Raw genomic sequence first — 14701 nt, forward strand, 5'->3', positions numbered from 1 at the left:
TAAAGTAACTAAAACCTTTCCTACGGAGTAGGGGTTGGGAAATAGGTATCAGTCGCCGCAGCATAAGTCCCCAGTTACTTAAGTACTTTCTCTGGTCGGCTGAGCACTAACACCTTATTAGTATAATGAGGTCATGGAGTGGGTTTTTGATGGGTTTTGCTGTGTTTTCCTTTCCCAAAAATTAGAAGTGTCGCTTTTGTTTCCTGCGATTCCCGACCTACATTTGTGGCCTTAAGGCACCCCTGCGTTTCTTTTCCCCAGTGATTTTGTGCTATGGATAGCATCCGACTTCGTTCCCTCCCCCATTTCTTTCTAGCTCTGTTTCTGACGTTTGCCTCCGTTGGCCGTGCTTCGGCACAAGACGTTGGCGATGCCCCAGCCGTGAGCCAAGAAGGCGTGGCTCCAGGAGCTGCTGCTCAAGCGGCACCTGCCGCCGCCGCCGGCTCCACCACTGGCGACCCTGCTGCTATTGCCGCCGGTGATGCTCTATACAAAGGTAACTGTGCGCAGTGCCACGCTATCAATGAAGTGGTCGTAGGGCCAGCATTGAAGGATGTACACAAGCGCCGGCCTATTTCGTGGTTGATTCCGTGGATTCGGAACTCCAGTAAAATGGTAGCTAGCGGCGATGAGTACGCTGTCAAAATCTTCAACCAATACCAAAAGCAGCAAATGCCCAGCTTCGCGCTGACGGATGCTGAAATCACCTCAATCGTTTCCTATATCGCTGCCGAGAGTGAGCGCCCATCACAGGCACTCGCTGGTGGAGTCACTGCTGAAAATGCTGGTCAGGTAGATGGTCAAGCCGGTGGAGACGGTACCGGTACAGGGGCTGGTCAATACGTAGACTTACTGCTGATCGTATTAGTAGTAGTGCTCATCGTCTTGGTTGTAACCCTAGTAATCATCGCCAACATTATGGGTGATGTTTTGAAGGGACGCAAAGACCTAGACGGTCGAGATGTAGAACTTCTGGAGCAGAAGTTTGACTTCAGCAAAATCTATAAGTCAAATTTAGTACGCGGGCTAGCTGTTGGGCTTTTCGTACTCGTAGTATTGTATGAGTCAGTGCAAGGAGTAATGGCTATCGGCTTGGATCAAGGTTATCAGCCAACCCAGCCTATCGCCTTCTCTCATAAGTTGCACGCTGGCGAAAACCAGATCAACTGTGCATACTGCCACACTAGCGTGTATAAAAGCAAGAGCGCTAATATTCCTTCGGCCAACATCTGTATGAACTGCCACTCGCAGATTAAAACAGAGTCGCCAGAAATTAAAAAAATATACCGTGCGATTGAGCGCAAGCAGCCCATTCAATGGGTGCGGGTGCACAACCTGCCAGACTTGGCTTACTTCAACCACGCTCAGCACACGCAAGTAGGCGGAATTGAATGCCAGACCTGCCATGGTCCAATTCAGAACATGGAGGTTGTATATCAGTACTCTCCGCTTACTATGGGATGGTGCATCAACTGCCACCGCGAGCAGCCGCTTAATACCAAAGGCAACGGCTACTATGATAACCTAGTGAAGTTGCATGAAGCTGGCAATCAAGGTGCCGCCTTCACAGTGTCTTCGAATGGTGGTACTGAGTGCTCAAAGTGTCATTACTAAGCCGCTAGCACATACAGAGTGTTAGAGCAATATTTCTAACACTCTACGAATTCAGTTCAAGACCTAACAATAAGCCTTACTTAGAGACTGTGCTGAGCCTCACTCAGATATCTAGTTCTCCGAGAATATAAGTCAAACAAAATGCAAGAGTCGCCTAAGTACTGGAAAGGAATCGAGGAACTGGAAAACTCGCCTGAGTTTGCAAAAAATGCATTCAGCGAATTCGCCGATTTCCTGCCGGTGAGCGAAAAAAATAGCTCGTCCGATGCTACTGTTACTCCGCGTCGTGATTTTTTGAAGTTAATGGGCTTTAGCCTCGCGGCAGCAACTTTAGCTAGCTGTGAAGCTCCTATTCACAAAGCCATACCTTATCTGAACAAACCTGAAGAAGTTGATCCAGGCATCGCCAATTTTTATGCCTCAACTTACTTCACTGGTTCAGACTATAACAGCGTTCTAGTAAAGACCCGTGATGGTCGTCCAATCAAGCTAGAGGGTAACCCTGAGTCGCCAGTGACGCGTGGTGGTCTGTCTGCTCGTGCGCAGGCCTCTGTTCTCAGTCTTTACGATAGCGCTCGTCTACAGCACTTTGCTATCAAAGGTCAACGGGCTGAAAAGGATCTTGTCGACCAAGAGATTCGCAGTAAGCTGGCAACTACGCGTGGCAAAATCGCTATCGTGTCGCCTACTATCATTAGCCCATCTACTAAGAGAGCTATTGCTGAATTTACGACGCGGTATCCTACCACGGAGCACGTGATGTACGATGCTCACTCACAATCTGCTCTGCTGCAAGCTAACGGAGGCATGCTTCCTGCTTTCGATTTTAGCCGCGCTAATGTGATTGTAAGCTTAGGAGCTGATTTCCTAGGAACTTGGATCTCGCCGGTAGAATATGCTCACCAGTATATTACTAACCGCAAAGTGTCAAGCGATAAGCGGACTATGTCGCGCCATTTTCAGTTTGAGCCCTACTTGTCGCTTACTGGCTCTAATGCCGACGTGAGAGTGCCGCTCAAACCCTCTGAGATGGGGCTTGCTGCTCTCGCACTTTATAATGAGGTAGTGGGTGGAGGAGCTGCTTCTTCTTACAATAACGCCCAATTAAAGAAAGCTGCGGCCGAGCTAAAAGCTAATCGCGGGAGCAGCTTGGTGGTGTCTGGTTCTAATGATGTCGCAGTTCAAACACTTGTAGCTGCCATTAACCAAGCACTTGGCAACGTAGGTACCACCGTAGATGTTGCAAATCCTTCCTTGCTCCGCCAAGGGGATGATGCTCGTATGATTCGGTTGGTAAATGACATGAACGCGGGTACTGTAGGTGCTGTGATATTCTATCATGCCAACCCCATTTATGATCATCCTTTAGCAGCTAAAGTAAAATCAGGTGTTGCCAAAGTTCCGCTGAGCATTTCGCTTAATGATCGGCTTGACGAAACAGGCAGCCTCTGTTATTACGCGGCTCCTGATCATCATTACCTGGAGTCTTGGAATGACTACGAGCCTAAGCGTGGCTCATTGAGCTTGGCTCAGCCTACAATTTCTCCATTGTTTGCTACTCGTCAGGCACAAGACAGTCTGCTGACTTGGGCCGGTAACCCTCAGAGCTATTACAATTTCCTGCGCGCCAACTGGCGTAGCATTCTAGGGGGCAATTTTCAACAAGGTTGGGATAAGGCTGTCCACGATGGTGTAGCTACCGGTACACTTTCACCAGCACCTCTTACCCCAGTGTCCGCCCCGATTGACGTTAACCAAGCCATTAACTCTATAACCCAATCACCAAAAGGAACTGGGATAGAGTTCTCTCTCTATGAGAAGGTAGGTATCGGTAATGGCTATGAAGCTAATAACCCTTGGCTGCAGGAACTACCTGATCCAGTATCGAAAGCTACTTGGGGCAACTATATAGCTGTGCCACGTGATATGGCTGTAGAGAATAAGTGGGAGCAAGGTGATGTACTAAAAGTTACGGCTAACGGTACATCAATTGAACTACCTATTCTTGTTCAGCCTGGTCAAGCTAAAGGGACAATCAGTGTTGCCGTTGGTTATGGTCGTGAGTTAGCTGGCAAGGTTGGTAGCAAGGTTGGAGCAAATGCTTACCCCTTAGCAACCGTTCGTGGTAATGCACTGCAATACAGCGGGACAGCTACCTTAGAGCAAACTGGGACTAAGTCACCCATTGCCCAAACACAGACTCACCATACGGTCATGGACCGTAAACCAGTTGTACAAGAGGCTACACTAGCACAGTATATCAAGAATCCGAAGGAGGTCACTGAGTACGATAAGATCGCAACCCCCGATGGTCTTGAGAAGCCTAACAAGGTTTCGTTATGGCAGGACTATGAGTATAAAAACCACCATTGGGGTATGGTCATTGACCTTAACTCATGTATTGGTTGCGGCTCATGCGTTATCGGATGTCAAGTAGAAAATAACGTAGCCGTAGTAGGTAAGCAGGAGGTAATCAACCGTCGCGAGATGCACTGGCTGCGTATTGACCGCTACTATAGTTCAGATACTACAAAAGAAGACTTTGCCGAAAAGGGTAAGCTAGATACCTATGCAGATATGGAAGATCCATCGGAAAACCCGAGTGTGATCTTCGAGCCTATGTTGTGTCAGCACTGTAACCACGCACCTTGTGAGACGGTTTGCCCAGTACTGGCTACTACTCACAGCAGTGAGGGGCTAAACCAAATGACATACAACCGTTGTGTAGGTACCCGTTATTGCGCTAATAACTGCCCATATAAGGTTCGTCGCTTCAACTGGTTCTCTTATTACAGCAACGAGAAGTTTGAGGACGTAAACAGCCATATGTTCACGGACCTTGGCCGCATGGTGCTCAACCCAGATGTAACTGTACGTGCCCGTGGGGTAATGGAAAAATGTAGCTTCTGTGTTCAGCGCATTCAATTGGCCAAATTGGAAGCCAAAAAGGAGGGACGGCGTCCGATTGATGGTGAAGTGGTAACGGCATGCGCCCAATCTTGCCCTACTCAAGCTATCATTTTTGGTGACCTACGAGATCCAAACTCACGAGTTTCTCAAGTCACTCGGCGAGAAGATGGTGAGCGCGGCTTCCATGTACTTGAAGCTATCAACGTACAGCCTAACATCACGTATCTAACTAAGATCCGCAATGTTGAGCCAGGTAAGAAATTAGTAGTTTAGAACAGCGAACGGAAAGGCTATTTGTTACTTGTAAATAGCCTCCAGCCACTCTTTTACATTTAAAATTATGCAGCACGTATCGCCAGTAAGAGAGCCGCTCGTAACGGGGGGCAAAACTTACCACGACATCACGCAAGACGTGTGCCGCCAGGTAGAGGCTAAGCCCAACATTCGGTGGATGGCAGCCCTGAGCGTAGCGCTCTTTTTCTTAGGCATTTTCTTCTATTCCGTATACCGTACCCTATGGTATGGCATCGGTGAGTGGGGCCTAAATAAAACAGTTGGCTGGGCTTGGGACATTACCAACTTCGTATGGTGGGTAGGTATCGGCCACGCTGGCACCCTTATTTCAGCTGTATTGCTGCTGTTTCGCCAGAAATGGCGTAGCTCCATCAACAGAGCTGCCGAGGCAATGACCATCTTCGCTGTAATATGCGCGGCTATGTTTCCTGTGTTACACATGGGCCGACCTTGGTTAGCTTATTGGGTTTTTCCTTTCCAGAACACATTCGGTTCGTTGTGGGTGAATTTTAACTCCCCTTTGTTATGGGACGTGTTTGCCATTTCAACTTACTTCTCTGTTTCGCTGGTATTTTGGTACATAGGTCTGATTCCTGATTTTGCAACTATTCGCGACCGAGCTAAAGGGCCAATTGCTAAGCGTGCTTATGCCCTATTGAGCTTTGGTTGGAAAGGTTCGGCGAAAGCTTGGTCACGTTATGAAACTGTATCGTTGATCCTAGCTGGCGTTGCCACCCCACTGGTACTTTCGGTGCATACCATTGTATCAATGGACTTTGCTACCTCTGTTGTTCCAGGTTGGCATACTACTATCTTCCCGCCATACTTCGTTGCAGGAGCTATTTTCTCTGGCTTCGCGATGGTATTGACTTTGATGCTCATCACTAGAGTAGTATTCAAGCTTGAGGATTACATTACATTAGAGCACATTGCTCTGATGAATAAGATCATGATGATTACCGGCTCCATTGTGGGTGTGGCATACATCACAGAGTTCTTTATCGCATGGTATTCTCAGGTTGAATTCGAACAATATGCGTTCATCAACCGCGCTACTGGACCTTACTGGTGGGCTTACGCTTCGATGATGACTTGCAACGTTATCACTCCTCAATTGGTGTGGATTCGTCGAATTCGCTACAGTATTCCAGCTACGTTCATCCTTTCAATAATTGTGAACATTGGTATGTGGTTCGAGCGCTTTGTAATCATCGTTACGTCCTTGCACCGCGATTATTTGCCCTCTAGCTGGGTAATGTTCTCTCCCTCCTGGATTGATATTGGGGTATATGTAGGAACACTTGGCTTGTTCTTTACCTTGTTCCTGCTCTTTGCCAAGTTCTTCCCCGTTGTGAACATGGCAGAGGTGAAGACTATCCTTAAGTATGGAGTTGACAATGGTCCTACCTATACTGGTCACCATGGCCACCAAGTGGTAGCACCAAGCCATCAGCCCGCTGCACCTGCCGTACCTGCTTCCGCTCCCGTAAACTATAATAAGCATGACTAAGCGCTTCGCCCTCGGCATCTTTGACGACGAGGACGTGCTATTGCACGCCATCGAAAACATCCGTGCCGCTGGGGTTAAGATTCACGATGTGTTCTCGCCCTATCCTGTACACGGCATTGATGATGCACTCGGTATCGAGCGCTCTCGCTTACCAATAGCAGCCTTCTTCTTTGGCTTGACTGGTCTTTCCTTCGCCCTTTGGATGCAGATCTATATGCTAGGCTTTGATTGGCCAATGATAATCGGTGGTAAGCCTCACATCGCATTACCAGCTTTTATTCCGGTAAGCTTTGAGATGACCGTATTATTCTGTGCCCATGGTATGGTAATCACATTCTTTACGATTAGCAAACTCTATCCAAGATGGAGAGTGCCTGTAATGGATGTACGAGCCACAGACGACAAATTTGTCATGGCTATTGAGCTAAAAGACGATGCTTCTGAACTGAGCCGTTTGACTCAGCTGCTGCGTGAAAACGGCGCTTCAGAAGTAAACGAAAAAGAAATGAGTCAGAAATAATGACGCACCTACTGAGAAAAAGTCTTCAGGCGTCGGCAACACTATTTGTAGCGGTACTCGCTATAAGCTGCGACCGCAAAGAGGTTCCTGCTATACAGTATGCCCCTGAAATGTATGAGCCTATACCGTATGAGGCCCTCAAGCAGAAGAACGTAAACTTAGTCAATCCAATGGGCACCAACCAGCGAGTTCCAGTAGTTGGAACGGTACCATTGGGCAAGCTTGACTACTACACACATATTCCAAAGGATAGTGTAGGCATTGCAGAACGTACTTTGCGTAATCCATATCCCTATACCAAAGCGAATCTTGAAGAGGGGAAAGCACTTTACACACGTGTTTGTGCTCACTGCCATGGAGAGGACGGAGGTGGTCAAGGCCCCGTTGGAGTTAAGTTTAAGGGTGTTCCTAACTATTCAGCCGGTGCTTACAAGACCATGAATGACGGCCATATCTATCACGTTATTCAATGGGGACGCAATAGAATGATGCCTCATGGATCCATTGTGAATCCAGAAGAGCGTTGGAAGATAGCGATGTATGTTCGCGTACTTCAGCGTGGTGAAGGTCCAGATGGTTTAGCTAAGCTGGTTGACATCAGTCAGGATTCATCACAAATGACGGATCGTACCAATCAAAGTCCGATACTCAAAGCTCAATCACGTAAAGCATCGGTAACTCCAGGTCAAGGCGGTACGGAGGCAAGAAACGGAACGGCGAACTAATATATATGGCAACTCTGACACATCAAGACAGTGTTACGGCTGAGAATCTTACAATTACGCCGAGCACTCGTAAGAAATTCTTTGCAATAATCGCGGCTGGGGTAGTTCTGTTAATAATCGGACTGGTCTTAGCAGCCTTAGGTATAGGATCGGAGCACCATGCTGCTGGTGGTCATGAGGCAGCTGGAACAGGTGCTGGTGCGTCAGCGGAGCATCATGAAGGAAGCCCAGTTTGGCTTAAGCGCGTGTTTGTGAGCTTGTGGCATAGCAATGTGTATTTTATCGGTATTGCAGTCATTGGTACCTTCTTCGTAGCTCTACAATATGTAGCTTATGCAGGTTGGTCAGTACTGATTAAGCGAATTGCCGAGGCTTTGAGCGCGTGGCTCCTCCCAGGGTCCATTATTATGGTTGTTGTGTTCTTTTTAGGTCGCCATGACCTTTTCCATTGGACACATGATGGCATTATGACTCCTGGTCATGAAAATTACGATGCAATAGTTGCCGGCAAGAGTGGCTTCTTAAATATGCCTTTTTACGTGATCCGTATGGTCGTGTATCTGGCCATATGGTGGTTCTTTTCTGAACGGCTTCGTAAACTATCACTTGAGGAAGATTTAAATGGTGGAACAGGATACTTTCATAAGAGTATCAATGTAGGAGCACTATTTCTCGTGCTATTTGCTGTTTCATCATCTATGGCTGCATGGGACTGGGTTATGTCAATTGACGTCCACTGGTTCAGCACTATGTTCGGATGGTATGTATTCGCTAGCTGGTGGGTGTCAGGCCTTGCAGCTGTGACGCTCGCAGCTATCTTCTTAAAGCAAGCCGGCTATCTGCGTTTTCTAAACTCAAATCACTTACATGATCTAGGTAAGTTCATGTTTGGCTTTAGTATTTTTTGGACCTATATCTGGTTTTCTCAGTTCATGCTGATATGGTATGCAAATCTTCCCGAAGAAGCGGTTTACTACAACCAGCGCTTAGGTGGCTTTAACAACCAATACACATGGATATTCTTCTTTAATCTGATCATCAACTTCGCATTTCCATTTCTAGTGCTGATGACGCGCGATGCGAAGCGTCAAATGATTATGCTGAAGATTGTTTGTATAGCCATTTTGATTGGTCATTGGTTTGACTTTTACTTAATGATTATGCCTGCAACTATGCAGGCAGAAAGCGGGTTTATCATAGAAATAGGTATTGCACTTATCTTCTTAGGCTCTTTCCTAATTCTATTCACAAAACGTCTGGCTCAAGCTTCTTTAGTGCCTGTACATCACCCGTTCTTGGACGAAAGCGTACACCACACGACTTAATTTGGATTTGAGTAAAGAGAGGGAAGGCTTTTAATTGTTTCCTCTTTGTCGCTCACATCTCTGTACTCACATCTACTCTTAAGTAATGATTGCTCTTGGTATTCTGCTGGTGTTAGTGTTACTGCTCGTCGTATTTGGCTTGCTGTTTCGCCTCCAGATTCTTACTTCTATTTTCTCTGGTAGCCTGACCCGTGAGATCGGTATGAGCAACCGTGTCAACGCTATCCTCATGATTGTTTTCATGGTGGTTGGTGGGGCTGCGTTTGCTTGGTCTTTCATCGATAGCTATCCTAAGATGAATCCTCCTATTGCATCGGTTCATGGCTATGCAATGGAAAGCTTGTTTTGGACCACCATGATTATTTTGGGTGTAGCATTTGTGCTCACTCACCTGATGTTGTTTATTTTCTCGTTTCGTTATCAGCATAAGGATGGCCGTCGGGCGTTTTTCTTTTCACATAACAACAAAATCGAGATTATTTGGACATTGATTCCAGCTATCGTGATGGCTAGTTTGGTATTCGCTGGCTGGAAAGAGTGGACTAAGATTACTGGCCCAGCTCCTAAGGATGCTATAGTATTGGAGGTAATGGGTAAGCAGTTCAACTGGTTGGTGCGTTATCCCGGTCGTGATCAGAAGCTAGGTGTTGTTAACTATCGTTTAATCGACGCCACTAATGAGTTTGGGTTCGATTTGAATGACCAGAACGCAATGGATGACTTTACAGTCAATGAAATCCACGTGCCTAAAGGGCATCCGGTTTTGTTGAAAATACGGTCACGTGATGTATTGCATGGTGTGTATATGCCAAACTTTCGGGTACAGATGTATGCGGTTCCTGGTATGCCCACTAAATTCTGGTTCACACCTACAAAGACAACTGATGAGATGCGTGCTCAGCTAGGTAATCCTAAATTCAACTATGAATTGGCTTGCTCGCAAATCTGTGGACGTGGACACTTTGCTATGAAAGCGACAATCGTTGTCGATGAGCCAGAGGATTATGTGGCTTGGTTTGCCCAGCAAAAATCTTTTTCAGAGCAGAACCCGGATGTCTTAGCTAGCTTCAAACAGAAGTCGGATAAACTGGTTAAAGATAAAGCTGCAGATGCCGCTGCTGTCTTGACACAGACTACCAAAGCTTCGCTCTAACTTACATCTTAACGCACGCTCCCCTGTATGGCTGCTAATATTCCTACGAACGCTCCAGTGCATGGAACGCCCACAGTGCCTCATATAGAGCACGATGAGCATCATGATGAGCATCACGATCAAAGTTTCTTGACAAAATATATTTTCAGTCAGGATCACAAGGTCATAGCTAAGCAATTTTTGATAACTGGTATTTTTTGGGCCATCATGGGTGGCGCATTATCCAGTTTGTTCCGAATTCAGTTAGGCTGGCCAGAATCAACCATGGCATGGTTGACTCCAGTGTTGGGCAAATGGGTAGAAGCCGGTAAACTGAATCCAGAATTCTACTTGGCTCTAGTAACTATGCACGGAACCATCATGGTATTCTTCGTGCTAACAGCTGGACTTAGTGGTACTTTCTCTAACTTTCTGATTCCCCTACAAGTCGGTGCCCGTGATATGGCATCAGGCTTTATGAACATGTTATCATACTGGTTCTTCTTTATCTCCAGTATAATCATGTTCACCTCAATTTTCATTGAGACTGGTCCCGCCTCCGCTGGGTGGACAATTTATCCTCCGTTGAGCGCATTGCCTCAGGCAATTCCTGGCTCTGGTGCTGGTATGACGCTATGGTTGGTAAGCATGGCTTTGTTCATTGTTTCCCAACTGTTGGGTGGTGTTAACTATATCACGACGGTTATTAACCTCAGAACGCGTGGTATGTCAATGGGCAAGCTACCACTGACAATTTGGTCGTTTTTCTTGACCGCTATACTCGGTCTTTTGGCATTTCCTGTGCTATTTTCTGCTGCTCTGCTGCTCATTTTTGATCGCAGCTTTGGCACGAGTTTCTTCTTGTCAGATATCTACATTGCCGGACAAGCTTTGAACAACACGGGTGGTAGCCCAATCTTGTTCCAGCACTTGTTCTGGTTCCTAGGTCACCCAGAGGTTTACATAGTTATCATGCCAGCGATGGGTATGGTATCTGAAATTCTTGCCACTAATTCACGTAAGCCAATTTTTGGTTACCGTGCGATGATTGGTTCACTGTTGGGTATCTCTTTGCTTTCCTTCGTGGTATGGGCGCACCATATGTTCGTGACGGGTATGAACCCATTCCTGGGGTCTGTCTTCATGTTCCTTACGCTTATTATTGCTGTTCCTTCCGGGGTAAAAGTATTTAACTGGCTAGCTACACTGTGGCGAGGTAATATTCGCTTCACTACAGCTATGCTCTTTTCTATCGGTTTTGTATCGCTGTTCATCTCTGGTGGTCTAACAGGTATTATCTTGGGTAATGCTGCTCTGGACATTCAGATGCACAATACATACTTTGTAGTTGCTCACTTTCACTTAGTAATGGGTAGCTCAGCTTTCTTCGGTCTATTTGCTGGTGTCTATCACTGGTTCCCAAAGATGTTTGGCCGCATGATGGATGAGAAGTTAGGTTATGTACACTTCTGGTTGACATTCATTGGTGTTTACCTAGTGTTCATGCCAATGCACTACATTGGCATTGCAGGCTTTCCACGTCGCTATTACGCTTGGACCGGTTTCGATAGCTTTAGCCAGTTTGCTGACCTGAATAAGTTTATTTCAGCCGCCGCAATTTTTGCTTTCTTCGGCCAATTCATATTCATTTTCAACTTCTTCTACAGTATCTGGCGTGGTCGTCGGGCTACCGAGAATCCTTGGAATTCGAATACACTGGAATGGACTACCCCAGTTGTCCCTGGTCATGGCAACTGGCCTGGCGCTATACCAGCAGTACACCGCTGGCCATATGATTACAGTAAGCCCGGTGCCGAGCAGGACTTCATTCCTCAAAATGTGCCTTATTCGCAAACTCAGTCATCAAACTTGCCTAACGAGCGTGAGATGGCGGAATAATTGCCCCCCAGCTTAAAAACGAAAACGAGCCGCTGTATTTACGGCGGCTCTTTTTTGTATAAAGGGAAATTCGCTGTCGCTCAGCCGACCCGAATTTCCCTTATTTATTTGGGCAAAAGCTGAGTTTTGTTTGTTATATAAACGAAGCACCTCACCATTTCAATAGTATCATGATTCCTGCTTTTGTGCGCCGTTTTCGCTTTGTTGGTATTCTAACGGTCGCTTCCGTTTATCTACTGATTTTGGTGGGGGGCATTGTAAGAAGTACAGGTTCAGGTATGGGATGTCCTGACTGGCCCAAGTGTTTTGGAACGTGGATACCACCTACCCATATCAGTCAATTGCCTGCTGACTACAAAGAAATATATACTGCACAGCGAGTTGCCAAAAATCAAAGATTAGCCGCCACACTTGAGCGCTTGGGCTTTAAGCAAGTGGCAGGCGATATCTTCGCTCATCCCACGCAGTATATAGAAACAGATTTCAATGTTACAAAGACTTGGATTGAGTACCTAAACAGGCTTCTGGGAGCTTTAATCGGTGTCTTTGTCTTTCTAACAGTTGTTTTCTCCTTTTCCTATTGGCACCGAGATCGAGCAGTTTTTTGGCTTGCTTTTGGGAGTTTCATATTGGTCGGAGTACAGGGATGGCTAGGCTCGTTGGTAGTATCAACTAACTTACTACCTGTGATGGTAACCATCCATATGGGGTTAGCACTAGTGATAGTTGGTATGCTACTTTATGCTGTTGATCGTTCTCAGCAATCAACTATAAGTGAGGAAAAGGTCGTTTTTTCGCCAATCATAGTCATATGGCTCTGGGCAACGGTGCTGCTCACCTTTAGCCAGATTGTCTTAGGTACCCAGGTACGCGAAGAAGTGGATATCGTGGCTTCTTCATTAAACTATGGGGAGCGGGGCAATTGGGTAGACCAACTGGGTAATGTTTTCAAAGTGCACCGAACGTTCTCCATTGTATTGCTGGTAGTTAACCTCTACGTGGCTTACAAACTGTACCAGTTGCCTTCAAGGAGGCTCCACCGATTGACCTCCATTGTACTTGGATTTCTTGGTTTGGAAATCCTAGCGGGAATTGTACTTGCCTATCTAGCAATACCAGCTGCTATACAACCAGTACACCTGACGATAGCAACATTACTGTTTGGGGGGCAATTTTTAGTCGTGGTTGCTTACCAGCGAATGGCAAAATCAGTAGCGCAGCCCACTTATCCGCGTGTTGTTGCGTAACTTTGCGGCCCCGTTTGACAAGGCTCAATCGGGTGTTTTGTAACCTTCTTTGATGACCAAGCTAAAAGCTTATTTTCAGTTACTTAAATTCCGGCTCTCAATTACAGTCGCTTTCTCTAGCGCCATTGGGTTTTTGCTGGGAGTACAAGAGCTAGACTGGGGTCGGGCTTTACTAGTAATGCTTGGTGGGCTGGCTGTTACCGGTTCGGCCAACACCATCAACCAGATTCATGAGCGTGACCTCGACAAGTTGATGAAGCGCACGGCGAAGCGCCCTTTACCAATGGGGATTCTGAGTATCTCAGAGGCTTGGGTGTTCGCGATTATTTTGGGTGGGGCAGGGTTAGGCCTATTAGCTTACTACTTTAATCCTCTAACAGCCGCACTTTCGTTCACCTCGTTGGTGCTGTATGGCTTCATTTATACACCGCTTAAAACAATTTCACCCATCTGTGTTTTTGTCGGAGCTATACCCGGTGGAATGCCTCCGCTGATTGGTTGGGTAGCTGCAACGGGCGTTTTGGGAGTAGAAGCCTGGGTGCTTTTTGGTATCCAGTTTATGTGGCAGTTTCCGCACTTTTGGGCCATTGCATGGGTTTTAGATGAGGACTATAAGCGGGCTGGTTTTAAGATGCTACCTACCCCAGGTGGCAAGGATTTGCGCACTGCTTTCCAGATAATGACCTACACATTGCTATTGATCCCGCTGAGCTTACTGCCTTTGCAGTTTGGTATGGCTGGCAAAGTATCGGCTATGATAGCGGTGGTGTGTGGGGTGTTATTCCTGATGCAGACTTTCTACCTCATGCGCACCTGCTCGAAAAAAGCCGCTATGAACATCATGTTCGGGTCTTTTTTATACCTGCCAATCGTTCAGATTGCGCTGGTGTTTGACAAACTATAACTGCTTTTGCTGTATGCACCCTTCTGAAACGCTTACCGACAAACAGACTGGTACTGGTCTGCACCCTTTAAGATTATTGCTTATTCTGCTTATCATCAGCATCCTGATGATGTTTGCGGGTTTTACCAGCGGCTACATTGTGCGCCGCGAAGAGGGCAACTGGCTAGAGTTCGACTTGCCTGCTGGCCTACTTTTCAATACCATAATTATTGCCATTAGCTCTGCAACTATGCAGTGGGCATGGTTTTCAGCACGCAAGGACAATCTGCGGCAGGTTAAAATTGGGATGCTTGTCACTCTAACCCTCGGAATTTTATTCCTAATTGGACAGTGGCAAGTATGGGCAGAGTTGGTGCAAAATAGAGTGTTCTTTGGGGGAGCAGATTCCAATCCTTCGGGTTCATTTACGTATGTACTAACTGGGGTTCATGGCTTTCACTTAATCACGGGATTGGTTTTCCTCGTAATAGTATTAGCTAAGAGCCTGCGCTATCAAGTGCATTCACGTCAAATGCTCGCCATCACGAACGGTACTATCTACTGGCACTTCTTGGGCGCGCTTTGGTTGTACTTGTATTTGTTCCTACTTTTGAACCACTGATTTCGTCCTTACCCGCTTTT

At 46.5% G+C, this 14701-nt stretch carries 11 protein-coding genes; all 11 read left to right on the forward strand.

All coding sequences use genetic code 11. The features are described 5' to 3' along the window. The first annotated feature begins 273 nt into the window (after positions 1–273). Entirely contained in the window at positions 274–1614 is a 1341-nt protein-coding gene (locus tag ACW9KT_RS05750) for a cytochrome c3 family protein (RefSeq protein ID WP_457078412.1), read from the forward strand. 141 nt (positions 1615–1755) lie between these two features. Beyond that, positions 1756–4797, forward strand: a complete 3042-nt coding sequence (locus ACW9KT_RS05755) for a TAT-variant-translocated molybdopterin oxidoreductase (RefSeq protein ID WP_457078413.1) — start codon at positions 1756–1758, stop codon at positions 4795–4797. 67 nt (positions 4798–4864) lie between these two features. Continuing rightward, the gene (gene nrfD, locus ACW9KT_RS05760; protein ID WP_457078414.1) at positions 4865–6328 is read left to right on the forward strand and encodes an NrfD/PsrC family molybdoenzyme membrane anchor subunit; all 1464 of its coding nucleotides are present in this window, start codon (positions 4865–4867) and stop codon (positions 6326–6328) included. Continuing rightward, entirely contained in the window at positions 6321–6848 is a 528-nt protein-coding gene (locus ACW9KT_RS05765) for a DUF3341 domain-containing protein (protein WP_457078415.1), read from the forward strand. The genes nrfD and ACW9KT_RS05765 overlap by 8 nt, the downstream gene beginning before the upstream one ends. After that, complete coding sequence (locus ACW9KT_RS05770) at positions 6848–7573, forward strand: c-type cytochrome (RefSeq protein ID WP_457078416.1); 726 nt, start codon at positions 6848–6850, stop codon at positions 7571–7573. The genes ACW9KT_RS05765 and ACW9KT_RS05770 overlap by 1 nt, the downstream gene beginning before the upstream one ends. Positions 7574–7578: 5 nt before the next feature. Beyond that, on the forward strand, positions 7579–8898 hold the full coding sequence (locus ACW9KT_RS05775; protein WP_457078417.1) for a quinol:cytochrome C oxidoreductase: 1320 nt from the start codon (positions 7579–7581) through the stop codon (positions 8896–8898). Positions 8899–8983: 85 nt separating this feature from the next. After that, positions 8984–10051 carry a cytochrome c oxidase subunit II gene (locus tag ACW9KT_RS05780; protein ID WP_457078418.1) on the forward strand — a complete coding sequence of 356 codons (1068 nt, stop codon included), beginning with the start codon at positions 8984–8986 and terminating at the stop codon, positions 10049–10051. Positions 10052–10078: 27 nt separating this feature from the next. Further along, positions 10079–11929 carry a cytochrome c oxidase subunit I gene (locus ACW9KT_RS05785; protein ID WP_457078419.1) on the forward strand — a complete coding sequence of 617 codons (1851 nt, stop codon included), beginning with the start codon at positions 10079–10081 and terminating at the stop codon, positions 11927–11929. Between the two features lie 170 nt (positions 11930–12099). Continuing rightward, positions 12100–13176 carry a COX15/CtaA family protein gene (locus ACW9KT_RS05790; protein ID WP_457078420.1) on the forward strand — a complete coding sequence of 359 codons (1077 nt, stop codon included), beginning with the start codon at positions 12100–12102 and terminating at the stop codon, positions 13174–13176. A 52-nt stretch (positions 13177–13228) separates the two neighbouring features. After that, positions 13229–14080, forward strand: coding sequence for a heme o synthase (gene cyoE, locus ACW9KT_RS05795; protein ID WP_457078421.1), 852 nt, complete (start codon positions 13229–13231; stop codon positions 14078–14080). A 13-nt stretch (positions 14081–14093) separates the two neighbouring features. Continuing rightward, entirely contained in the window at positions 14094–14681 is a 588-nt protein-coding gene (locus ACW9KT_RS05800) for a cytochrome c oxidase subunit 3 (protein WP_457078422.1), read from the forward strand. Positions 14682–14701: the final 20 nt, after the last annotated feature.

It is taken from the genome of Hymenobacter sp. HD11105 (assembly GCF_054051685.1).

Coding starts and splice junctions, on each gene's coding strand:
- ACW9KT_RS05750 (WP_457078412.1), top strand. CDS start 274: ATGGATAGCATCCGACTTCGTTCCCTCCCCCATTTCTTTCTAGCTCTG.
- ACW9KT_RS05755 (WP_457078413.1), top strand. CDS start 1,756: ATGCAAGAGTCGCCTAAGTACTGGAAAGGAATCGAGGAACTGGAAAAC.
- nrfD (WP_457078414.1), top strand. CDS start 4,865: ATGCAGCACGTATCGCCAGTAAGAGAGCCGCTCGTAACGGGGGGCAAA.
- ACW9KT_RS05765 (WP_457078415.1), top strand. CDS start 6,321: ATGACTAAGCGCTTCGCCCTCGGCATCTTTGACGACGAGGACGTGCTA.
- ACW9KT_RS05770 (WP_457078416.1), top strand. CDS start 6,848: ATGACGCACCTACTGAGAAAAAGTCTTCAGGCGTCGGCAACACTATTT.
- ACW9KT_RS05775 (WP_457078417.1), top strand. CDS start 7,579: ATGGCAACTCTGACACATCAAGACAGTGTTACGGCTGAGAATCTTACA.
- ACW9KT_RS05780 (WP_457078418.1), top strand. CDS start 8,984: ATGATTGCTCTTGGTATTCTGCTGGTGTTAGTGTTACTGCTCGTCGTA.
- ACW9KT_RS05785 (WP_457078419.1), top strand. CDS start 10,079: ATGGCTGCTAATATTCCTACGAACGCTCCAGTGCATGGAACGCCCACA.
- ACW9KT_RS05790 (WP_457078420.1), top strand. CDS start 12,100: ATGATTCCTGCTTTTGTGCGCCGTTTTCGCTTTGTTGGTATTCTAACG.
- cyoE (WP_457078421.1), top strand. CDS start 13,229: ATGACCAAGCTAAAAGCTTATTTTCAGTTACTTAAATTCCGGCTCTCA.
- ACW9KT_RS05800 (WP_457078422.1), top strand. CDS start 14,094: ATGCACCCTTCTGAAACGCTTACCGACAAACAGACTGGTACTGGTCTG.